This is a genomic window from Pseudobacter ginsenosidimutans, assembly GCF_007970185.1.
Taxonomy (GTDB): Bacteria; Bacteroidota; Bacteroidia; order Chitinophagales; family Chitinophagaceae; genus Pseudobacter; species Pseudobacter ginsenosidimutans.
This window is the reverse complement of the sequence record NZ_CP042431.1, coordinates 4,835,863-4,857,411: the sequence shown is the minus strand read 5'-3', so window position 1 is coordinate 4,857,411 and position 21,549 is coordinate 4,835,863. Positions and strand designations below refer to the sequence as shown.

Genomic DNA, 21,549 nt, shown 5'->3' with positions numbered 1-21,549 from the left:
GTATGTGGAAAATTGGGCTTGCGGGTGACGGGGCAGGAAAAAGAGAGGCCGGAGCAGCTATCGGGGGTTACAGGGCCCTTTGATAGTTTCTCCGGCCTGAAAATCTGCGATAGTGGCCCGGCAACTTGTGGTGTGTTCCTTCAGAATCCGTGTAAAGGTCTAATGGCTGAATGGATCATGGTCTTGCTTCCTCTACCTCCGTTTGTTCGGAGTAGGTGGTGCTCACTTTGAAGATCCGGGCTATTTGTTTTCGATTAATGGCAAGGACAAACTGAACTGATCTGAGATCTCCTCTTTCGATCTTGAAGCGGCGGAGGTTATTGCCTTCATAGTACACTTCGCGGTGGAGATCCTGGCCTGCGTCGTTTCTGATGGTGAAATAAGATTTTCCGGGCACAGAGGCCTTTACAGTGAAGATAAGGTAATTCCCTTCTGTTCCGTTAAAGATCACATCAATCATGGGTGCAACGGGATCAGTTGTGATGGCGGCAGCCAGGGGTTGAGTCTGTGCTGCGGCAAATCCATTCGCTGCAAAAAACATTGAACTGATCAGGAGAAGGTTGTACAACCATTTAGTGGTTTTCATAATCCAGGTTTTTGTTTGTGATTTGTTTTTTAGATCACGGCACAAAGTTGCGAAGCGTTCATTAACACAATATGACCTGATATTGAAGGATACGTTAAGAAAACAAATTGCGCGGAAACATGTGACCGGTGTGGATTTTCTTGCTCACCAACTGTTAAATAAAAAAAATTCTTCCTTCTAAATAATCATGCCATCGATTTTTTATTCACCATAAATATTTATGGCACAGTCATTGTTTTTATGCAACACAGAACTAACTACCCCACCTATTCTAACGTGAGAATGAAATGTTGCAGAACGATTGTTGAAGAGAAATAATAAACCATTTTTATTAACCTATAATTTTTCAATTATGAAAAGCATCAAGGTAAGCTTGGTAGCGCTCACTATTGCTACCGCTGGATTATTCGCCTTCAAAGGCATCCAAACAGGATCCATCAAAGGAACAGTATCTCCTGCAGACGGCGCAGAGCGCGTGTGGGCATTGTCCGGAACTGATACGCTGAAAGCAACAGTTGAGTCTGGTGCATTCAATATCACCGGTGCTAAGGCAGGTACTTACAGAGTGATTGTAGAAGCTAAACCTCCTTATAAGAATGCTGCCAAGGATGGTGTAACAGTTACCGATGGTCAACCTACAGATGTTGGCGAAATCAAACTGGAACAATAAGCAGTTCCTATAATTTTCCTCTTTGCAAAAAGGAAAACAGTGCATCGCGCTGTTTTTCTTTTTTTATGCCTATCTGTTTGTAGATTGCAATATGCAGCAGTCCCCCATCCTACAACTGAGCGATGTATCCGTTAAGCTCGGCGCTCAGCAGGTGTTATCCGGCATTACCCTCAGCATCCATAACGGTGAGCAATGGGCGCTTACAGGAGATTCAGGAAGCGGCAAGACCGTTCTCGCCAAAACCATCGCCGGGCACCACTTCTTCAGCGGGCATATCCGGGCTGCCTTCGGCACGCCGGAAACTTATCATCACCAGATCGTGCTGGTGGAACAACAACACAAGTTCAAAGCGCGCAACAATACAAACGACCTGTATTATCAGCAGCGTTACAATTCTTTCGATGCGGAAGATACCATCACGGCCGCTGAAGCTCTTGGAGATAATATTACCGAACCGCATGTTGCAGATATTATTTCCATATTGCAATTGCAGCCAATCCTTCATGAACCGCTCATTCAACTCAGCAACGGTGAGAATAAAAGATTACAGATAGCGAAAGCATTGTTGCAAAAACCATCTTTACTCATTCTCGACAATCCATTTCTCGGGCTCGATACAAATGGCCGCTTCATCCTTACGGAGATCTTAACCAGGCTCAGTGAACAAAAAGTACCATTCCTGCTGATCACTACGCCACATGAGATGCCAGCCTGCATCACGCATGTAGCAACACTCGCCATGGGCAGCCTGGTGTCGGCTCTGCCGAAGACAGAATATATTCCACCAGTACAGCAGTTGCTTCCCTCCTTCTCTCCGGAACTGCTGCGCTCACTGGTACAACCTGTGAAAGCGGAATTCGAATTCGCCATCAGGATGAAGAATGTGAATGTGAGCTATGAAGAAAAACATATCCTGAAAAATATCAACTGGGAAGTAAGAAAGGGAGAGCACTGGAGTGTAGCCGGGCCGAATGGCGCCGGTAAGTCCACCTTACTGAGCCTGCTCACAGGAGATAACCCCCGCGCCTATGCGAACGAAATATATTTGTTCGACAGAAGGAGGGGCAGCGGAGAAAGCATCTGGGATATCAAGAAAAGGATCGGCTATGTTTCGCCGGAGCTGCACCTGCATTTCGATCCGCTGGCAACCACTTTCCAGGCCGTGGCAAGCGGGCTCTTCGATACCATCGGATTGTTCAGGCAACTGAGCACGGAAACCGAAGCGCTGGTGATGCAATGGCTGAAATTATTTGAGCTGGACAAAAAAGCACACAGACTGCTGAATATGCTCTCCGCAGGAGAACAGCGTCTCGCATTGCTGGCGCGCGCCCTCATCAAGAATCCGCCGGTTTTGATTTTGGACGAACCCTGCCAGGGACTGGACGAGATCACTACAGCCCGCTTTCGTCAATCAGTAAACGAGATCTGTTTGTTATCCGGTACTACCCTGCTTTATGTCAGCCATTATCAGCAGGAATGGCCGGAGTGTATCGATAAACATTTATCATTGAACAAGGGTGAAGCCAGCATTAGTTACTCATAAAGCGATATTCCGCTCCACATTTATCTCCTTGAGAAAATAAGCATCGTGAGACACCACCAGAAGCGTTCCTTCATACTCGTTGATAGCAGAAGTAAGGATGGCAATGTTCTGAATATCCAGGTTATTGGTCGGTTCGTCCAGTACGATCAGGTCCGGCGCTTCGCCACTGATGGTCAGGCAGCATAGCATCAGCCGCATTTTCTCACCGCCACTGAGTGTTGCACAGGGCTTGTCCCAGTACTCCTGCGTAAACAGGAACCTGGTGAGCCTTATCTTGATCTCGTGCTCCTGCAGGGCAGAGTGATTGAACAGTTCTGCCTGCTCATATACTTTCAAACGGTCATCAATCAACGAATAATCCTGGTCTACATACAAGGTATTGCTCATGGCCCTGGAAATGGCTCCCGGGATGGGCTCCATCTGCCCGAGGATCAGTTTCACCAAAGATGTTTTGCCTGAACCGTTGGCTCCGGTAATCACAATCCTTTCACCACTATTGATCTGGAAGCTCAGTGGTGAAGGCCAGAGTGGTTTTGTATCGTATTGCAGGTTTATATTATTTACCGTTACCAGGATCTTCCCTTTGTGCAAACCAGAATGATCGAAGCCGATCTTCATTTTGTCTTTGTCCGGCAATTCTTTTCTGAGCACATTCAGTTCCTGCGAAATATTTCCTGTTTTTTCATCATGAACGGATTTGATACGAGCAGTACTTTTTTCGGCATTGTTCCTGAGCGTGTTCATGGAAATTGTGGGCAGTCCTGCTTTTTCCTGTTTCTTTTTGCCTCGCGCATCCAGTTTCTGCTGACGTTCGAGACTTTCCCTTTCCACTTCTTTCGCTTTTCGTAAAGCCTTCTCTTTGCTCTTTACATCCTGCGCCAGTGCGCCTGCTTCCAGTTCCTTTTGTTCCAGGTAGAAATCATAATTGCCACCGTATTGCGTGATGCCGCGTTTGCCAAGCTCGGCTACTGCATCCAGCAGGTTCAACAGGGTTCTGTCGTGGCTCACTACTACTATCGTGCTTCTGCTGTTTCTGATGAGCTCATACAATTGCTGCCTCGACTGCAGGTCCAGGTGATTGCTGGGCTCATCCAGCAGGATGATCTCCGGTTGATGGATAGGGATGCCTGCGAGGAAGACCTTTGTTTTTTGACCACCGCTGAGCGTTGCCAGCGATCGATCGAAATGAAGCGATGCAAGTCCCCATTGGGCCAGCGCTTCGCGGGCTCTTTCCTCGATGGACCAGTCGTCGTCCAGTATGCTGAGATTAGTCTCTGTGACCTGCCCCGCCAGGATCTCCTGCAATGCTTTCAGTTTATTATCTATCTGCAGCGCAGCGGCAACAGAAAGATGATTGAACTGCCCGAATACCTGCGGCATATAGTATGGTCTGGAATCGGCCACCACATTACCTTCCGTGGCAATCAGCAGTCCTGCCATAATGCGCAGCATTGTTGATTTCCCGGCTCCGTTGTTGCCGATCAATGCCAGTTTCTGATGAGCGCCGATATTGAATTGAATATTGCTGAACAACACATCCTTGTTGGGATGCGCATAAGCGACCTGCTGTAAGGATAACATAATTTCTTTCTTCAGGAGTGAAAAATGGAGATGGCCCGTAAGCCGGATACCTGTCTGATTTGCTGAAAGAAATTAAATTCTACATGAAGATTTTCAATTATAGGAGGCACAAAATTACGGGGAACTTTGTTAAAACAAAACAATTTTTTAACCGCTCCCCTATTTCGTACAAATGGAAAAGTGTAACAAATCCGTACATAATTGTCCATTTCTGAACAGGACTGCATTCCGCCCACGGCTATAGCGGACTATGAAACAATCAATTGTGCAATGGCATATTTGTTGGGCAATGATGAGCAGGAAAAGCACCCGTGTTCCGGCCTGATTCATAAACCTTTTAACAGCGCACATGTTCAAGAATTATTTTATCACTGCCTGGAGGAATCTCAACAAGAACAAAGCTTTCTCTTTCATCAATATCCAGGGGCTCACCATCGGTATAACGGTTTGTATGATGATCTTCCTTTTCATCATCAATGAATTCAGCTTTGACAATTTTCATAAGGATGGCAGCAGGATCTACCGGGTGATGCGGGGCTTCAAAAATGAAGGCTCGGTAAAACATGTGGCCTATTTGTCCGGAATGTACGGCCCGGCAATAGCGAATGAATTTACCGGACAGGTGGAAGAAATGGTACGTGTGAGCCAGAACAACAACCTGGTGACCATCGGCAGCCAGTCGTTTCACGAAAAGGGCGTGATCGCTGCGGATTCAAATTTCTTTCAGTTCTTCTCTTACCGGCTGCTGGCCGGCGATCCCAATACTGTGCTGAAAAACCCCAATAGCGTGGTGCTCACGGAATCCACTGCCAGGAAATATTTTGGCAGCACGGAAAATGTAATCGGGAAAACGATTATGCTCGATAAGCAGCTACCTCTAACCGTTACAGGAATTGCAAAAGACCTCCCTTCCAATTCGCATTTAGAATTCGATATGGTATTGCCCCTGGACAATTACAGGTCCATGAGCTGGATGACCACCTGGATGAACAACGCACTGTACACTTACGTACGGCTTGCCCCGTCTGTAACGCAGGCCCGGATAGAGCAACAACTGCCCGCCTTCATGACAAAATATATGGGCAGCGATATGAAGAAATACGGATTCAGGTTTTCCCTGAGCCTCCTGCCCCTTAAGGATGTTTATTTCGCCAACCAGTCATTCGATGGAGTAAGGCACGGTGATAAGACCGTTGTGTACATTTTTCTTTCCATCGCAATACTTATTTTACTGATCGCCTGTATCAATTTCATTAACCTCTCTACCATCCGGGCCACTGAACGCAGCAAGGAAGTTGGACTGCGAAAAGTTTTAGGCGCCATGAGGACCAATATCATATGGCAGTTCATCGGCGAATCTGTTCTGCTGACGATCATCTCCTGCATACTTTCACTTGGATTATTGCTCATCATATTGCCATGGTATAATCAGTTGCTCGGTTATACGCTGACGGTATCCTGGAGTACATGGCCCATCTATCTTTTCCTGGCAGGTGTTATATTGGTAGCCGGACTATTGGCAGGCAGTTATCCCGCCTTCATCCTGTCTGCATTTTCTCCTCACCAGGCGCTGAAAGGCAGGCTGAGGCTGGGCAAAAGCGGAGCCAGTTTCAGACAGGCACTGGTAGTTGTGCAGTTCAGTATTTCTGTTTTCCTGATCATCGGTTCATTTGTGATCACCAAACAAATGAACTATATCCGTAACAAACAACTGGGTTACCACCAGGAACAAACGATACTGGTGAAGATCGATAATGATGATATTTACCGGAACATGCTTGCTTTCAAGAGCGAATTGCAGGCAGAAAGCAGGATCCATTCCGTTGCCATGATGTCTGGTGAACCGGGCGGTTTCTTCGATGGTCATGTGTTTGATGTGGAAGGTCATTCAGAAAGATGGTATGCAAGGACTGAATTCACAGATTTTGAATTTGTAAAAACACTCGGACTGAAGATCATTGCCGGCCGGGATTTCTCACCCACGTTTCCCACCGATACCATGAAGGCCGTACTGATCAACCGGACAGCAGCTGCAAAGCTCGGCTGGAGCCCCGATCAGGCCGTAGGTAAATGGATCGAGAACACATTGCACGACACTGATAAACGCAGTATCATTGGCGTTGTGGAAGATTTCAATTTCCAATCCCTTAAAAGCGATATCGAGCCATTGGTGATCGCTCCCAGGGAAGATAAAAGAGTGGCCGTGGTCAGGCTCAATCCCGGTAACATTAGCGAAGCAGTGGCAGCGGTAGAAAAAGCATATAAGAAAGCAGCTTCCGCATATCCATTCCAGTATAGCTTCCTGGACCAGCAATTCGATCGCATGTATAAAAAAGATATCAGTCAGCAAACCATCCTGACAGGCTTTGCCGGCATGGCAATCTTTGTTGCCTGCCTCGGTCTTTTTGGTCTTGCTTCATTCACTGCCATCAAACGTTTCAAAGAAATCGGCGTAAGAAAAGTACTGGGCTCATCCGTACAGGGAATTGTGGTATTGCTTACGAAAGATCTTTTGAAACCAGTGATGATCTCCACTTGTATCGCACTGCCGGCAGGTTATTGGGCTATGAATAACTGGCTGAACAATTTCGCGTACAAAACAAGTCTTAACTGGTGGGTTTTTGTGCTGGCGGCATCGATCACTTTTCTTATAGCCTTTATCACCATCTGTTTCAAGGCCATTCAGGCAGCGTTGACCAATCCTGTTCAAAGCCTGAGATCGGAATAGTGCAGTAGTCTAATCAACAAAATTATTACTCCCGAATTCATAACAACAAAAGTAAGACTCCCTCTAAATTTGTATATGTAATCAGAAGCCATCAACCAGCTTCGCCCAACCCCGGCTCCGAGCCAGAGATCCCCCAAAACGTCACCAATCAACGTCACCCCGAGACGCCATCTTCCATATGGCGAACAACCATTCTTTAAACCATTGGAAATGGTATCCAGCATGTTTGCCGGATACAGGAAAGAATTAAGCATCTGAAACCATTAAACATTTTGGACCATGAAAGCCCTTGTGGTGACGCAGCGAAAAACATTCGTTGAAATCATTTCTACCCTCCTGATCCTGCTCTTTACCTATACAGCAGTGAGTAAATTAATGGGGTTTGAAGATTTCAAATACTTCCTCAAACAATCTCCCCTTGTTGGCGAAAGCCGGGTAGATTTCATAGCGATAGCCTTACCGGTTTTTGAATTATTCATTTCATTGTTGCTTTTCATTCCAAAACAGCGACTGAAAGGATTCTGGCTATCTTTCATCACCATGACCTTCTTTACTATTTACATCGCATACATGTTACTGTTTGTTCCAGGCAGGCCATGCTCCTGCGGCGGTGTGCTGCAGAATATGACATGGCCCCAGCACCTTTACTTTAATATTTTCTTTACAGGCCTGTCTGCAACCGGCATCTGGCTGATGCGACGGCCACTGAAACCGAAGCCGGCAATACCCGGCCATGCAAACGCAATAGCCTGAGCATTCGAAAAGAATTCTACAAAAAAAGATATTGTTGTACAACAAGCTGTCCGGTCAGCGCAACCGGGCGGACCACTGCGGCATGCGTGCCAGCCCTGCAGTTCAAAGTGTCATCGTCGGATACTCACTGGACAACGACGAATGGGGATGCTGAAAACCATTAAAAGAGTAAGCACAAAACCATTAATCTTGATAAATATGAAAAAGTACCTGTTCGGCGCATTCGCCGTAGTTCTGGCAATCGGATTCAGCGCTTTCACAAAAAGAGAAGTGAAACCCGTTGAAGATAAAAAACAAACGGTCCTTTATTATGTGTTTAGTGCAGCAGGCACTCCAGCTCAGGAAAAAATTGTGTCTCAGTACACAACTCAAACCACTCGTCCTGGTGCACCAGCTGATGGAGCATGCGCAGGCGCAGCTGAAGTTTGCTGGCTTCGTGTAACTGACCTGAATGGTGACGGTGTAGTGAACAACGCAGATTTCACAATCAGGGTAAATCAACTGGATACAGATTCTGACGGTATTATTTCCGACAATCAGGCCGACGCACAACTGAACATCTATGAAGAAAGATCATAACAGGCTCTGATAAATTGCGGGCTATTGCCATCCAGGCAGTAGTCCGCTTTTTTGTTCATCGCGGATTTTGATTCAAATTTGAAAGCTGGATTACTTTGGCAGGTATCAAAAGCGCATATCTTGGATCATTGGGCTGTAATGAAAATACATCCCCATCCAGTACCCTCCTGATGGTTGCAGCATATGGGGATTCCTGGTTCAACCTGCGCAGATCAGTCCAGCGGACTCCCCTGTTCAACAATTCTTTCCTTCTTTCCAACAATATCATATTGATAGCCTCCTCCTTTGTGTTCGCCACCAACGGTACAAAACTGCCTGCAGCATATCTCCTGGACAGCAGGAAATTCAGATCAGCCATAGCATCGCTGATATTGTTCAATCTTGCATTGGCTTCAGCCCTGAGCAGGAAAAGCTCGTCTGTTGCAATTCCATTGAATAATTGATTGGGGTTACCAGTATAAGCACCTTCAAAGGCAACAGTACCATTTCCCTGCGCATCCTGGAAATACAATAGCTTTCTCAGATCATCGTCTTCATATGATTTGTAAAGTGTAGAATCCACCATCGCGATCCAATCGTAGCTATTCAATGCATTGACGGTGTACAAATAAAAGACCGTTTCAGGAAAGAACCGCTCAAATGGATTGAATGCCGGAGCCACCTGATTGTAGTCAACTACGGTATCATACAGTAACAAGGCGGCATTGGCAAACTCTTTGACCTTTTCAAAATTATGCAGATCAAGATAACCTTTGGCAAGATAGCTGTACGCAGCAGCCTTCGAAGGCCTCGTTTTATATGCAGCCCGATCCGGCAACAGTTTAACAGCTGCTTCCAGGTCTTTAAACATCTGGTCATAACTATCCTGCACAGACGAACGAATGATCGGCTGATTGAAATCAGATGTAAGTTTGATCACCACTCCGGATTTGTTTTCACCTGTAACAGATAAATAGGGAGGAGCGTATAAATGTAACAATTGATAATAATAAATTGCCCTGAAGCATAATGCGGCTCCTTTTATTTGATTGAGCTTCTCCTGACTTCCTGTAGCTTTTTCCAGATTATCCAGCACCGTATTGGCGTAAAAGATCCGTTGATAAAGTTTGTCCCAATCATTCTCATCACTGTAGTAATTGGTCTGCGGATCCCACACATAACTGTCTTTATTCAATTGCCATTCCGCTTCCCAATCTGTTCTTCGCAGGTAATACTCATCCGTCATATTGTTCAACAGATCGGAAGAGCGGTTCATCATGCTATAATTATCCAGGATACCCTGTAAATCTTCTATCGTGGAAGGAATAGACAATCTTGCATCAGATTTGGCATCCAGGTATTTTTCACAAGACGTGAAGAGGATCGTGAATAAACAAATAGTGTAAATATTTTTATAGATACCCATACAAAATAATTCAAAGTTGATAGCATTTAAAATTCCACTGTTGCTCCGGCTGCATAACTTCTTAGTCTTGGATAAAAAGCAAATGGAACATCCGGATCCAGTTTTTGATCATTCGCTCTCCAGATATAGCCCAGGTTATTGGCTGCAACAAAAACACTGAATGACCGCATGAATTTGAAAGGCAGCTTGTTTTTCCCAAGCGTATACTGCAGGTTTACATTCTGCAGTTGAATATTATCTCCTTTCAAAACGTTCACAGATGATTGCGCATAAAAAAGGTCCCTGGCGCCATAACTGTCATCAGGGTAAAGAAAGGAAGGAACAGTAGTCATGGTCTCATCTCCGGGCTTTTGCCATCTATTGACATAATCCACCTGTCCAAGTCCGGAAGAAACTAGCTCATTATAACTGATCGCTCTTTTCCTGAAATAATAACCAAGCCTGTATGCAATTGAAAAATGAAGGGAAATGTTTTTGTAGCTGATGGTATGACGAAAATTCCCAAATACTGTTGGAATAGCCGAACCATGCCGAACCATCGAACCAGTATCGATTGATTGACGGTTGATTTCAAAATAGTTGCTGCTGATCTCTTTTCCCAGCCAACCCCTGGGATTTCCGGTCTGCGGATCCAATCCTGCAAATGGAAAACTCAGTATGGAATATGGCTGCAAGCCTCTGACGGGTATAATACCCGCTCCGGAGGAATTTATGATACCACTGAGGCTTCTGTCTTTATCTTCCAGCAAATAATCTGTTACTTTATTCTGTATTGTGTTCAGAGAAAGCCCCATCACCCATTTCACTTCCCGGTCCAGGGCTTTGTAATTTAGTTCTGCTTCAAACCCTTTGGTCAACATACTGGCGCTGTTCCTTGCTACAGAACCGATGCCGTTTGTTGGGTCGATAGTGGAATTATAGATCAGATCGATAGAATTCTTTCGGTACATCTCAAAACGTCCTGTCAACTTATTCCCTGCCGATTGAAATTCCAAACGCAGATTAAGTTGTCTCGTTTTTTCCCAACTCAATTCAGGATTCCCTGGTGTATTGATATTCGCATATGGCTGGTTGATGATACTGTATTGTGCTCCCTCGAACTGAATGATGGTATAGGGAGAAATGGTATTGTTCGCGTTACCCTGCACACCGTAAGTAGCATTGAATTGTAGAAAAGGCAGGAGATCGAAATCATAGAAATTCTCTTTCGATAAATTCCAGCTTCCACCTACAGACCAGAATGGTTTCCATTTATTGTTGGTGCTGACACCAAAAAGATTGGAGGCATCCCTCCTGAAACTTGCCGACAAAATATATCTTCCATCGTAGGTGTAGGCAGCATTTGCGAGAAGAGACACAAACCGGTCCGTCAACTTGTTGATCGAATAACCTGGAGGGATCTGTGCCTCGCCCCTATTGCCGTAACGGGGAAATGGTGTAACATAATCTACATTGGCAACTGATGAATTTGATTCGAGATATCCGTAAGTAATGGAATTGTTCTGGTTCATCACAGCATTCCGGATCTCACCACCAGCAATGGCGAACAAATTGTGCTTTTGCGCCCATGTCTTATTGAAATTCGCCTGGATATTCGCAGATTGGGCAACGAGCTTTTGATTGAATAAACGCAATATCCCTCCTTCCGGCACTCTTCTGATCACCTGGCCATCTATGATCTCCGTGAACAGGTTCACGGTATTTCTTGAAAAGTAAGATTCTGCCTTATTGAGTGAGCGGCTATCTATATTGCTTTGCTCGTATTGGTAACGAAAAGTAAGATTGATATTTCTATTAATCTTGAATTTGGCTTCAAGATTAGCGGTAATATCCTGGGTGTTGATCGTCCTCGGGTTCAGTTCCAGCTCATCCAATGGCCGGTATTTCCAATCGAGCAACTGGCCATTCCCTGCAGTATCGGTATAACCTTCCCGGTAGTTTTTCGGAAAGGTGAGTTGATTACCATCGTCTCCAACAAAACGGGCATAGGGATAAATGAACATTGCACCTCCCCTGTAGTTGTAATTCTCGTCTCCGTATTCTCCCATGCTATTATTTTCTGTTTTGGTATTTGCATAGGCAACACCTAATTGCAAATCCAGTTTGTCTGTTAATACAAACGTATTATCAGTTCTGAATGTGATCCTCCTCATTTGATCACCTTTCAATACGCCGGGGCTTTGATCCAGACCTCCTGTTATCAGGTACCTGACTTTCTCCGTACCACCGCTCAAATTGAGAGCATATTGTTGAAGCACTGGTTGACGGTAGATATACTTTTCAAATTCATTCCGTACATCTTCTTTTTTCAATGCTTCGATCAAACGATCCGCTTCAGCAGGATTTGTAATACCTGCTCTTTTGTTATTCAATATCTCCACAACCGGGCTAACAGCCGGCGCTACAGGGCTGTTCAGTATTCCATTATAAAACCCCTGGTCGAACAAGTACTTTTCCACCTCCACAAAATCAGCTACAGGCATCTGGGGATAATAGTTAAGATCAGGCTTCTCATATGTATTGGCGTTAGCCGAGAAGCTGGCTCGCACCGGCTGATTGAATTGTCCCTTTTTTGTAGTAATAACGATCACACCGTTTGCGGCTTTGGCGCCCCAGATGGAAGCCGCCGCAGCATCCTTCAGAATAGTGATATTTTCTACATCAGAAGGATTGATATTATTGATATCACCTTCATAAGGAAAATTGTTCACTACCACCAATGGTGCTTTCATGCCCTCCGACAAAGTGCTGAGCCCCCTGATAATAAGATTATTCTGGCTGATGGTATTCTGGCCGGGAGATAAGTTTCTTCTGTCGAATAAAATGCTGCTGCTTACGCCTTCCAGCCTGTTCAGGATATTGGTACCAACCTGCCTGTTCAGGTCATCTTTTTTGATAAACTCATAAGAGCCGGTTGACCTCTCCCTACCGATCTGCTGGTAACCCGTATTAACGATCGTAACTTCCTGCATCTGCATTGCAGCAACTGTCAATTCAACCCGGAGACTGCCTGAGCCTCCTGCCTTTACAGTTTTCGTTTCATAACCGATACTACTGATCAGCAGCATTGCATTTTCATCAACATCCCTTAATATGAAAGTTCCATCCGCAACACTTGCAGTATAACGATCTGCGCCCTGCTCTGAAATAGTGGCGCCGGCAATGGGTTCCCCCTGCCTGTTTACCACTTTACCTTTTATATCTACAGTACGGCCCCCTTGCTGATCCTGTTTTGCATTTTTCTTCTTTGCCTGAATGATCACCCGCTTACCGTCTTCTTCGATAATATATGATAGAGGTTGATTGGCGAATATTTTTGCCAATGCATCCTGTATTGATACCGCCTTCAGGGAGATGGTAACCTTATTGGCAATTTGCATTTGTTTGTCAACCCATATGATACTGTATCCTGATTGAGATTGAATACTACGCAATACAGTCACCAGGTTTTCTTCCTTCGCTTCGAGAGAGACAGGTTTTTGACCATAACCAGTGGAGTAAATAAATTGAAGAAGAACAACAAAGATGAAAAAGAGTACAATTCTTTTCATGACATTTTTTTTGTTGGTTGGTTAATCAGAGCTTTTTAGTTAGTCAGTCACTTTACTATTATTTCTCCTCAGTAATCACATACATTAGCCTGGCTTGGGTAGTTTCTATTATATCCAGTCCATACCGGGCTAACGCCTTCTTCAAATCAGCAACATCTGTATGAGCACTTACCGGCAATTCCATGGTGGCCCGGGCATGCACATTTACTCCCGACTCATCTGCCATATAATATTTTTCATCTGTTGCATTGAAATGGTTCACCAGATCAGCCAGACTGAAATTGACAAACTGATATCCCTTTTCACCCGCTTCCCTGATTTCAAATCTGTTCTCATTCTCCTGTACTACAAATGGATTCGTTTCATCTTTCTTAATTATCACCAGGGTTGGCACCTGCAGCGTATCCCTTCTAACCCTTATTCCAAGCGCCGCTTCCAACCAGCGGCTCAGGTCCTTCCTGATATATTGTCTGATTTGTTCCTCATTGTAAGAAAGCGGAACTGTAGCAGTATAAGTAAAAATATTCGTAGACACACCTTTCGCCACCCAGTTATTGCCATTGGTATTTCTGTAATCATACCTTGCAAGATCGGCCCCTTCAAACTTCACTTCCTTCATATCCCAATCACCAGTGATCTCTCCTTTGATCGAAGCCTTGCACAGATCCAATAATGGCGTATTGAAGGCATTGATCACTTTTACCTGGCTCACTGAATCATTTGCAATCCTTGCAAGCGGCTCAACTCCCGGTACCGGACCAGTGAAAGCTGAAAACAATTTCAATGAGGGCGACTTTACATTTTCATTGGCAAAATCGAAAAAAGGTTTATTAGGATCGAAGCCGATGATATCTATTTTTACTGGCCAATCCACCGTTTCCTTGTTCAGCATTTCCAGTACGTTCTCTTCCGTAAAATGTTCTGTTCCTGTAATGGCTTTCACCGTCCTGTCTGCACCGATCCATACTACATGGGAAATGAATTCATAAGGGAACTGCTTGTGCAGCATTTCATCTCTGATCACAATCGGCAGTTTCACATCTTTTGTAATGGAAAGTTTTTTCAAATACCCAAGCACATCCTCCTCCGGGCTTTGCGATGTGACCGTAATCACCTGCAACCTATCTTTATACTTCTCCTGCAATTTTTCCAATTTCGGAAAGGCCCGTACGCAAGCGCTGCAGCCTCTTTCCCAAAAATCAAGGATGATGATCTTCCCTTTGAGATCAGGGTCATCAGACTTCGTATGTGCTTTAGGGTAATTAACCAGGTTCCTGAATTCCAGCACCGGAACTTTATCACCTACGGTATAGGTTTGCACATTCCTTTTTTCCATATCGGCAAATGGATTGCTGCTGGTTTGTGCATTTGCACTCAATTGTATGAATGCAGCAACTAACGATATAAGAATAATCGTTCTCATGATGGGTAGTAGTTTGATGAATCCAATAACAGTAAAAAGACAAGCAAAAAGACAGGAAGATTAGCAAACCCAGGAAATAGAAGAAGGTATAATTGGATATTGGAGGAAGTGATACAAAGCTCCTGTAGCGAATTTTCCGGATAAAGTCCAATGGTTTGCTGGCAGGAAGATCAACAATATTCCCTTTGATAAACAGGAAGGGAGAACTCTCCCTTCACTGTTGATTGGTAGGTCCTGATGATCTTTTAGTGACTAACATTACAATGATCCCGGTTTTTCATATCGAATAGCTTTCCTAAGCAGTTATCAAACCGGGGTGTAGAAACAACCCGGGTAAAATTGGAATAACAAATTAGAACTTCATAGCTTCCGGCATCAATGGTTAATTATTTTAAGGCTTAACAATTATTTTCTTATCCCGGATATTGAACTGCACATAACCGGTGGAAGAAAAGATGCGCAACACTTCTGTGAGGGGAAGTCCTCTTGCGATTGACCCGTTGAACTTTGCATCTATTTTTCCACTGTACTCCACTTCCCCGATCTCATAATGCCTTCGAAGCTCTTTCATGATATCTTCAATGGCCGCATCCTGGAAACTGAACTTTTCATTTACCCAGGCCAGCACATGATTTTCATCAGCTGATCTGCTCACTTCAATACCGCCCTCTGGCTTTACGGTTGCCAACTGACCAGGACGGAGTGTTTTATGTATCCCATTGGCAACTACATTCACTGCACCTTCAATCAAAACAATTTTCTTTGCGGAATCATAAGCATTCACGTCAAAGCGCGTACCCAACACTTTTATATCGGCATTGGCAGTTGTAACATAGAAAGGTCTTTTGCTATCGGCTGTAACTTCAAAATACCCTTCGCCCCACAACTCAACGCGCCGCTCATTACCTGTAAAACCTGCAGGATACTTCAATACGGACTGGGCATTCAACCAAACCCTGGTACCATCGGACAGCTGCAGTTTATAAAGACTTGAATAACCTGTTGACACAGTATTCATCATGAATGTGCCGGTATATTTTTCTCCTTTCGGATCATACACCAGTTCGTTGTCTTTACTGATCAGCTCATTATTTCCCTGCGTGGCAACTGTGGTCCCATTTTTTCCCTGGCCCAATGAAATGGTTTTACCATCTGCAAGCGTAAGAACTACATTGCCTTTAGCGGGGAGGATTTCATTGGCAGGAATCTCTTTCACTATCGGTCCCACATTTTGTTTTTCTCCTGAACGGATCAGGAAAAATGCACCGATAGCTATCAGTCCTGTCAGGGAAGCGGCCATCACCCATCTGTTCTTCATAAATCTCCGGACCATTGGCATCTGAACAGTACCTGACCTTTCCGAAAACTCCTTCCAGGCAGCAGCTGTATCGATCTCTGTTTTCCGCTGCATCCTTTTATTTACATAGTTTTCATCTTTCCATTTATCTGCAAATTGCCTTATCAGCGGACTTAGCGAACAGTAACCTTCCAGTTCAGCTGATTCAGCATCCGTCAATTCATTTCTCAATTGCTTCACAAGCAACTCGGTCAGCCTCTCTTCGATTTCTTCTCTGTTCATACAATCAGAATTAAGATTTCATCAGGCGCCTTTACCGGAATTAACCTCTGTTCAGCTATAAGAGGGCAAAACAGTAAAAAGGGCCCAAAAGAATTTTCTCTTTTTTTAAATTATTTTATAAAAAGATGGGTGCTGCCGGTTATCAACAGCAGAAAATGGTGCAGGAACCCGGATAAAGAAACAAGTAAATGAAGCACAATATTCCTTTTCAGAAAGCTGGTGCGGAGTTTCGCCAGGGCAATAAAATACTGGTTCTTCGCCGTTTTGGAACTAATGCCCATTCTTTCGGCAATTTCATCGTAACTGAACCTGTTGAAAGTTTTCAGGATGAAGATGGTCCTGGCCCTGGCGGGAAGGCTCTCGATCTCTGAATAGATAAGATGGGTAACACTGGCATCGATGCGGTCAAGATCCAGGGATTCCAGGTTGCTGATACTGCTCTCGGCCTCCTGTTGCCGCTTCTGTCTTTTTTCCTCCGATTCCAGGGTAGCAAAACAGGAATTCCTGACGGTAATCATCAGGTATGCTTTAAGGTTATTGATGTTTTCAAAATTGAATTCTTTTTGCAACAGGCGGAGAAACACTTCCATTACCACGTCTTCCGCCAACTTCCTGGCGCCTGTGATATTCCAGGCATAATCCACCATTTCACTGTAATACTGCTTGAAAACCAGCTCCACCCCTTTCCGGCGGTCTGTTGTTTTCAAAGCATTCAATAGTTCCGCGTTTTGATCCTTGCTTTCCAAAATTTAAGCCTTTTAGATTCCCGTGAGAAGATAATTGAATGAAAACGAAAGTAAATAGCGGCAAACATGCCGGGAAGGATGAGGTTATGATAAAAAACGTGGGGAGGGTGAAAATACAACAAAATCACATATGCGGGGTAACACAGTAATTTTAAGCTCCCTATATTATGGAACGTAAAAAAATTGTACCAGTACCCGGATGGGGTCAGAAAAGAGATGACAGAGTTTCAAATATTGGCATCACTGTTCGGCGACAGACCAGAACCTATCATGAAATCTTAGCGAGAACCTGGTCTCTGCGGTTCAGTAAGGTACCGCTCACTTCAATCGCCTCTATACCCAAATCCCAAATCCAGTCATGCAATAAATCATTAACCAGCCTTCTGAGTTTTGGCAGATCTGTCTGATGGTCTGGTATCAGATCCGGTTCTTCTATTGGAACAAATACGAGCAGGTCGATTTCAGCCATAACAGTTTGGGCTGTTTCAAATAGCAATTGAATATTCAATTCGGGATCGATAACATGCAGATAGGCTAAAATATCAATGATACACCTGTCAAATATCACATTGCCTTCGCTTTTGGAGACCAGCCTGGCCGAATAATTAAACTGTTCAATAAAATCCTCAGCAGTAGGAATTTCTGAGAATTCATATCCTGATGATTCCAGTTGATAGTATGGTTCCATTTCGAGTGTATATCCGGGAAGATTCGCCAAAACTTCTTCCGCCAGGGTTGATTTGCCAACCCGGTGAGCACCAACTACTGCAATTCTCATAGTCAATTTCGATTTGTGGAATATTAAAAATAATACAGGTTCGCGAATGCGAACCTGTATTATTTGATGAAACTAATCTTATCTATATCTTAGATCAGCTGGTGACATTGAAACTATCATCATATTCAACAATCCCCTCTGGTATCTTTCCTGCAAATGATTGTATCTGGAAATACTCGGCGGGAGCATGCAGGTACTGCAGACGGGCATCGCTCCTGAATCCGAACCGGCCATAATAAGAAGGCTCACCCAGCACTACACAGCCGGATGCATGCAGCTCCTTCAATGCATCAATGGCGGCCCGGATCAGGCCAGAACCCACACCAGCCCCCTGCCTGGAAGGTATCACAGATACGGGGCCAAGTCCAAACCAGCCTTCACTTCCTGAAGAAATGGTTACAGGCGATATGGCAATATGCCCTATCAATACTCCCTCCTCCTCTGCTACCAGAGAAACGGCCAGTTGACCATTTGCGCGCAAGGCTTTTATGATGAAAGATTCCGTTCCACTGCTATATGCTGCGGAGGCAAACGCAGATTTAGTTACCTGATCGATTGCCCCGATATCAGAAGGTTTCTCCCTCCTGATAGTATAATTGTATTTGTGCATTACTGATAGAATTGAATAAAAATAAGAATTGCTGCCTCTGTTGAAGACGCAGAAGCCATGAATAAATTTTCAGAAAAGATGTAATTACCCGGGAGGTAATTACTGTATTACAATATCCATCATACGCTCAAATTGAAGAAAAGTGAAATTCCAGACGAAAATAATGAAAACTGTAATAAGCCCTTCATAAGATGCGGGTAGTTTTATTGAAAAAGAAAAATAGAAAAGAAGACCTGCCGTGGGACATTCAATGCATAAAAAAAGCGGCCTGAAGCCGCTTTCTGTGACCCCCCTGGGGCTCGAACCCAGGACCTACTGATTAAGAGTCAGTAGCTCTAACCAACTGAGCTAGGGAGTCAGATGGGGTGCAAAAATAAACAAAGAAATAATATCTACCTAATAGTTTCCAAATAATTTGAACTCAAGATATTAAGCCTCAGTCACTGAGGCCCCTGATCAAGCATCCGGAATTTCTGGCTCTACCAGTTTAGCCAGCTTCTCCAGCGATTCCTGCCAACCCAGGTAACACATTTCAACCGGGATCACAGCAGGAATTCCCTCCTGGGTGATCTTTATTTCCGTACCGGCAATATTCTTGCTGAGCGACACAGTAGTGATCATTTCACCCGGCAGATTGGGATCGTCGAACTTATCAGTGTATTTCAAAAATTCATTCGGCTTGAGTTCGAGGTATTCTCCTCCGAATGAATGGCTGTTGCCGGTTGAAAAATTCTGAAAAGACATTTTAAAAGTACCGCCTTTCTCCACTTTCATTTCGTGAACAGTACAAAGAAATCCGTAGGGAGGTAACCAGGAAGCCATTGCAGCAGCTTCCGTAAATGCACGGTATACTTTTTCAGGCGATGTTTTTATTACCCTGTGTAATGAAACAGAATTATTGGACATACGATTAAGATTTATTCCTACTCATCTGGCTTTTCGGTTCCGCCCGTTTTTGTAGTGGTGCCTGCTCCACTGATTGCGATTATGATTGAACAAAGTTAATCCGTGCAGATTTCTCGTATCAGGTGTACTTGCGTCAATATGAAGGTGGTTTGCGGCTACATCCTCCCCTGAGCCACCCAGACAAGCAATTTGAGCTCTGGGAGAAAACAGCCACCTCACTCTTAAGCTGATCTTTGTATCCTCAAAAAAACAGTACAATGATAACAAAGATAGCTTTAGGTAAGAACGGACCACTTGTGTCGAAGCTCGGATTAGGATGTATGCGCATGTCTTCCATCTGGGGTGGTGAAACGAATGATGAGAATGAAAGCATCGCCACCATTCAATCAGCACTTGACAATGGCATCAATTTTCTGAACACCGGGGATTTCTATGGCAGTGGCCATAATGAGCTGCTGGTAGGAAAAGCCGTCAAAGGCAGAAGGGACGATGCATTCATCAGCGTAAAATTTGGAGCTGTTTTTGATGGCGGTCGTTTACTTGGATTGGACCTTCGTCCCATGTCAATCAGGAACTTCATCAATTATTCCCTTGTAAGATTGGGCATAGACACCATCGATCTCTATCAACCCTGCAGACTCGACAACAGTGTTCCAATGGAAGATGTGATCGGAACCGTTGCCGATCTTATCAGGGAAGGGAAAGTGAAGTATCTCGGAGTGTCTGAAATAACTGCCGATCAACTGCGTAAAGCAAATAGTATTCACCCGGTAACAGCACTCGAAATTGGCTATTCGCTGGCGGACCGCCAGATAGAAAGCGACCTGCTTCCTGTTGCCAAAGAACTTGGCATCGGTGTAGTGGCATTTGCCAATACTGCAGAAGGACTGCTAACCGGCGCCATGAAAGCGCCGCTTCCTGCCAATTCTTATCTTAATCATTTTTCCCGTTTCCAGGGTGAGAACCTGATTAAGAATTTGGAAAAAGTGGAAATATTGAAACAAATGGCAAAAGAGAAAGGTTACACACCGGCACAGCTGGCCATTGCCTGGGTGAACCTGCAGGACAGTGATATTATGCCATTGGTTAGCATGAGCCGCAGATCAAGACTGCCGGAGAATCTTCAGGCTATGGAAATCACATTCAGTCCTGATGAATTGAATATGCTCAATACAGCATTTGCTCCAGGTGCAATTTTAGGCAGTACCTATCTACAGCGATAAGAGGATTGAACATTAGGTCGTCCAGTTTTGTATTTTTATAGAATGATGAATCCAACTGAAATACTTCCGGGGGTCATTTTTTTCTCTTACTACTCCACCATGAGAAAAGAGAAATGTGCGTTCATGGAGGACAATACACTTGTATTGCAGGTCCTCGGCCGGTTTACCCTGGAAACTGCCCACCAGAAGATATCGATGGGCAGTGGTCAGATGATGCTGATACGAAAGAATCAGCTGGGTGAGCTTACCAAAACACCCGAAGATGCACAAGGTTATCAAACCATTGTTATCCGTCTGAAAGAGGACCTGCTCAGAAAAATTGCTCTTGAGGAACAAATTGTGATTGAGCAAAAATATACTGGTCCTTCCAACATGCTGATCCCCGGAAGTGATTTCCTGCATGCGTTTTTTCAATCGACACTGCCGTATGTGCGTCATCCGGAAAAGAAGATAACCACAGATGTAGGCATGCTTAAAATAAAAGAGGCTGTATACCTGCTTTTGGATGCCATGCCGGAACTAAGGGAATTCCTGTTCGATTTTTCCGAACCGCATAAGATCGATCTGGAAAAATTCATGCACACTAATTTTCATTATAATATCCCTGTTGAACAATTCGCAAGACTCACAGGCAGAAGCCTTGCCGGGTTCAAGCGCGATTTTCAAAAAACATTCGGAATACCACCACGGCAATGGTTACTTGAAAAACGCTTATCTGAAGCCAGGTACCTGATAGAAAAAAAGAACAGGAAACCATCAGCCATTTATCTCGACCTTGGCTTTGAAAGCCTGTCGCATTTCTCGCATTCATTCAAAAAGAAATTCGGCAGAGCGCCAACGGAGTGGCTGGTGCAGGAGTGAGAAACGCCTGATGACTCCATATGATCC

General features: G+C 44.4%; 17 protein-coding genes and 1 tRNA gene. 7 read left to right on the top strand and 11 right to left on the bottom strand.

Annotated features, from left to right (window positions below):
- Window positions 1–175: 175 nt before the first annotated feature.
- A complete protein-coding gene (locus FSB84_RS19120; protein ID WP_130539496.1) occupies window positions 176–586 on the bottom strand; it encodes a hypothetical protein in 411 nt (136 codons plus the stop codon).
- A 352-nt stretch (window positions 587–938) separates the two neighbouring features.
- On the opposite strand from FSB84_RS19120, the gene FSB84_RS19115 reads away from it, so the two are divergent.
- Both FSB84_RS19115 and FSB84_RS19110 read left to right on the top strand, forming a co-directional pair.
- Complete coding sequence (locus tag FSB84_RS19115; RefSeq protein ID WP_130539495.1) at window positions 939–1,256, top strand: carboxypeptidase-like regulatory domain-containing protein; 318 nt, start codon at window positions 939–941, stop codon at window positions 1,254–1,256.
- Between the two features lie 22 nt (window positions 1,257–1,278).
- Entirely contained in the window at window positions 1,279–2,799 is a 1,521-nt protein-coding gene (locus tag FSB84_RS19110) for an ATP-binding cassette domain-containing protein (protein ID WP_225979825.1), read from the top strand.
- Here FSB84_RS19110 and FSB84_RS19105 read toward each other — a convergent pair.
- Window positions 2,794–4,380: an ABC-F family ATP-binding cassette domain-containing protein gene (locus tag FSB84_RS19105; RefSeq protein WP_130539494.1), complete on the bottom strand. Its 1,587-nt coding sequence runs from the start codon at window positions 4,378–4,380 to the stop codon at window positions 2,794–2,796. The two genes, FSB84_RS19110 and FSB84_RS19105, sit on opposite strands and share 6 nt — an antisense overlap.
- Before the next feature lie 349 nt (window positions 4,381–4,729).
- Here FSB84_RS19105 and FSB84_RS19100 point away from each other — a divergent pair, with 349 nt between their 5' ends.
- The 3 genes from FSB84_RS19100 to FSB84_RS19090 all read left to right on the top strand — a co-directional run bounded on the left by FSB84_RS19100 (window position 4,730) and on the right by FSB84_RS19090 (window position 8,440).
- A complete protein-coding gene (locus tag FSB84_RS19100) occupies window positions 4,730–7,108 on the top strand; it encodes an ABC transporter permease (RefSeq protein WP_130539493.1) in 2,379 nt (792 codons plus the stop codon).
- A 279-nt stretch (window positions 7,109–7,387) separates the two neighbouring features.
- Window positions 7,388–7,861: a MauE/DoxX family redox-associated membrane protein gene (locus FSB84_RS19095; protein ID WP_130539492.1), complete on the top strand. Its 474-nt coding sequence runs from the start codon at window positions 7,388–7,390 to the stop codon at window positions 7,859–7,861.
- Window positions 7,862–8,059: 198 nt separating this feature from the next.
- The gene (locus FSB84_RS19090) at window positions 8,060–8,440 is read left to right on the top strand and encodes a hypothetical protein (RefSeq protein WP_130539491.1); all 381 of its coding nucleotides are present in this window, start codon (window positions 8,060–8,062) and stop codon (window positions 8,438–8,440) included.
- A 55-nt stretch (window positions 8,441–8,495) separates the two neighbouring features.
- Here the strand turns inward: FSB84_RS19090 and FSB84_RS19085 are convergent, their stop codons facing one another.
- From FSB84_RS19085 to FSB84_RS19045, 9 genes are all read right to left on the bottom strand, one after another.
- Window positions 8,496–9,845 (bottom strand): RagB/SusD family nutrient uptake outer membrane protein, encoded by a 1,350-nt coding sequence (locus FSB84_RS19085; protein ID WP_130539490.1) that lies wholly within the window; start codon window positions 9,843–9,845, stop codon window positions 8,496–8,498.
- Window positions 9,846–9,871: 26 nt separating this feature from the next.
- Entirely contained in the window at window positions 9,872–13,396 is a 3,525-nt protein-coding gene (locus tag FSB84_RS19080; RefSeq protein WP_130539489.1) for a SusC/RagA family TonB-linked outer membrane protein, read from the bottom strand.
- A 58-nt stretch (window positions 13,397–13,454) separates the two neighbouring features.
- Complete coding sequence (locus FSB84_RS19075; protein ID WP_130539488.1) at window positions 13,455–14,819, bottom strand: TlpA family protein disulfide reductase; 1,365 nt, start codon at window positions 14,817–14,819, stop codon at window positions 13,455–13,457.
- A 391-nt stretch (window positions 14,820–15,210) separates the two neighbouring features.
- Window positions 15,211–16,398 (bottom strand): FecR family protein, encoded by a 1,188-nt coding sequence (locus FSB84_RS19070; protein ID WP_130539487.1) that lies wholly within the window; start codon window positions 16,396–16,398, stop codon window positions 15,211–15,213.
- A 110-nt stretch (window positions 16,399–16,508) separates the two neighbouring features.
- Window positions 16,509–17,144, bottom strand: coding sequence for an RNA polymerase sigma factor (locus tag FSB84_RS19065; protein WP_158644004.1), 636 nt, complete (start codon window positions 17,142–17,144; stop codon window positions 16,509–16,511).
- A 268-nt stretch (window positions 17,145–17,412) separates the two neighbouring features.
- The gene (locus tag FSB84_RS19060) at window positions 17,413–17,922 is read right to left on the bottom strand and encodes an AAA family ATPase (RefSeq protein ID WP_130539485.1); all 510 of its coding nucleotides are present in this window, start codon (window positions 17,920–17,922) and stop codon (window positions 17,413–17,415) included.
- 94 nt (window positions 17,923–18,016) lie between these two features.
- Window positions 18,017–18,532 carry a GNAT family N-acetyltransferase gene (locus FSB84_RS19055; protein WP_130539484.1) on the bottom strand — a complete coding sequence of 172 codons (516 nt, stop codon included), beginning with the start codon at window positions 18,530–18,532 and terminating at the stop codon, window positions 18,017–18,019.
- Window positions 18,533–18,816: 284 nt separating this feature from the next.
- Window positions 18,817–18,890 (bottom strand) — tRNA-Lys (locus FSB84_RS19050).
- A 98-nt stretch (window positions 18,891–18,988) separates the two neighbouring features.
- Entirely contained in the window at window positions 18,989–19,438 is a 450-nt protein-coding gene (locus tag FSB84_RS19045; protein ID WP_130539483.1) for an SRPBCC family protein, read from the bottom strand.
- 257 nt (window positions 19,439–19,695) lie between these two features.
- Here FSB84_RS19045 and FSB84_RS19040 point away from each other — a divergent pair, with 257 nt between their 5' ends.
- Window positions 19,696–20,661 carry an aldo/keto reductase gene (locus tag FSB84_RS19040; protein ID WP_130539482.1) on the top strand — a complete coding sequence of 322 codons (966 nt, stop codon included), beginning with the start codon at window positions 19,696–19,698 and terminating at the stop codon, window positions 20,659–20,661.
- 99 nt (window positions 20,662–20,760) lie between these two features.
- Complete coding sequence (locus tag FSB84_RS19035; RefSeq protein WP_225979824.1) at window positions 20,761–21,522, top strand: helix-turn-helix domain-containing protein; 762 nt, start codon at window positions 20,761–20,763, stop codon at window positions 21,520–21,522.
- Window positions 21,523–21,549 lie beyond the last annotated feature (27 nt).

Excerpts from the sequence above, each read along its gene's own strand:
- FSB84_RS19060 (WP_130539485.1), bottom strand. The coding sequence starts at position 17,922 with ATGAGAATTGCAGTAGTTGGTGCTCACCGGGTTGGCAAATCAACCCTG.
- FSB84_RS19080 (WP_130539489.1), bottom strand. The coding sequence starts at position 13,396 with ATGAAAAGAATTGTACTCTTTTTCATCTTTGTTGTTCTTCTTCAATTT.
- FSB84_RS19085 (WP_130539490.1), bottom strand. The coding sequence starts at position 9,845 with ATGGGTATCTATAAAAATATTTACACTATTTGTTTATTCACGATCCTC.
- FSB84_RS19105 (WP_130539494.1), bottom strand. The coding sequence starts at position 4,380 with ATGTTATCCTTACAGCAGGTCGCTTATGCGCATCCCAACAAGGATGTG.
- FSB84_RS19070 (WP_130539487.1), bottom strand. The coding sequence starts at position 16,398 with ATGAACAGAGAAGAAATCGAAGAGAGGCTGACCGAGTTGCTTGTGAAG.
- FSB84_RS19075 (WP_130539488.1), bottom strand. The coding sequence starts at position 14,819 with ATGAGAACGATTATTCTTATATCGTTAGTTGCTGCATTCATACAATTG.
- FSB84_RS19100 (WP_130539493.1), top strand. The coding sequence starts at position 4,730 with ATGTTCAAGAATTATTTTATCACTGCCTGGAGGAATCTCAACAAGAAC.
- FSB84_RS19055 (WP_130539484.1), bottom strand. The coding sequence starts at position 18,532 with ATGCACAAATACAATTATACTATCAGGAGGGAGAAACCTTCTGATATC.
- FSB84_RS19040 (WP_130539482.1), top strand. The coding sequence starts at position 19,696 with ATGATAACAAAGATAGCTTTAGGTAAGAACGGACCACTTGTGTCGAAG.
- FSB84_RS19120 (WP_130539496.1), bottom strand. The coding sequence starts at position 586 with ATGAAAACCACTAAATGGTTGTACAACCTTCTCCTGATCAGTTCAATG.
- FSB84_RS19115 (WP_130539495.1), top strand. The coding sequence starts at position 939 with ATGAAAAGCATCAAGGTAAGCTTGGTAGCGCTCACTATTGCTACCGCT.
- FSB84_RS19095 (WP_130539492.1), top strand. The coding sequence starts at position 7,388 with ATGAAAGCCCTTGTGGTGACGCAGCGAAAAACATTCGTTGAAATCATT.
- FSB84_RS19035 (WP_225979824.1), top strand. The coding sequence starts at position 20,761 with ATGAGAAAAGAGAAATGTGCGTTCATGGAGGACAATACACTTGTATTG.
- FSB84_RS19090 (WP_130539491.1), top strand. The coding sequence starts at position 8,060 with ATGAAAAAGTACCTGTTCGGCGCATTCGCCGTAGTTCTGGCAATCGGA.
- FSB84_RS19045 (WP_130539483.1), bottom strand. The coding sequence starts at position 19,438 with ATGTCCAATAATTCTGTTTCATTACACAGGGTAATAAAAACATCGCCT.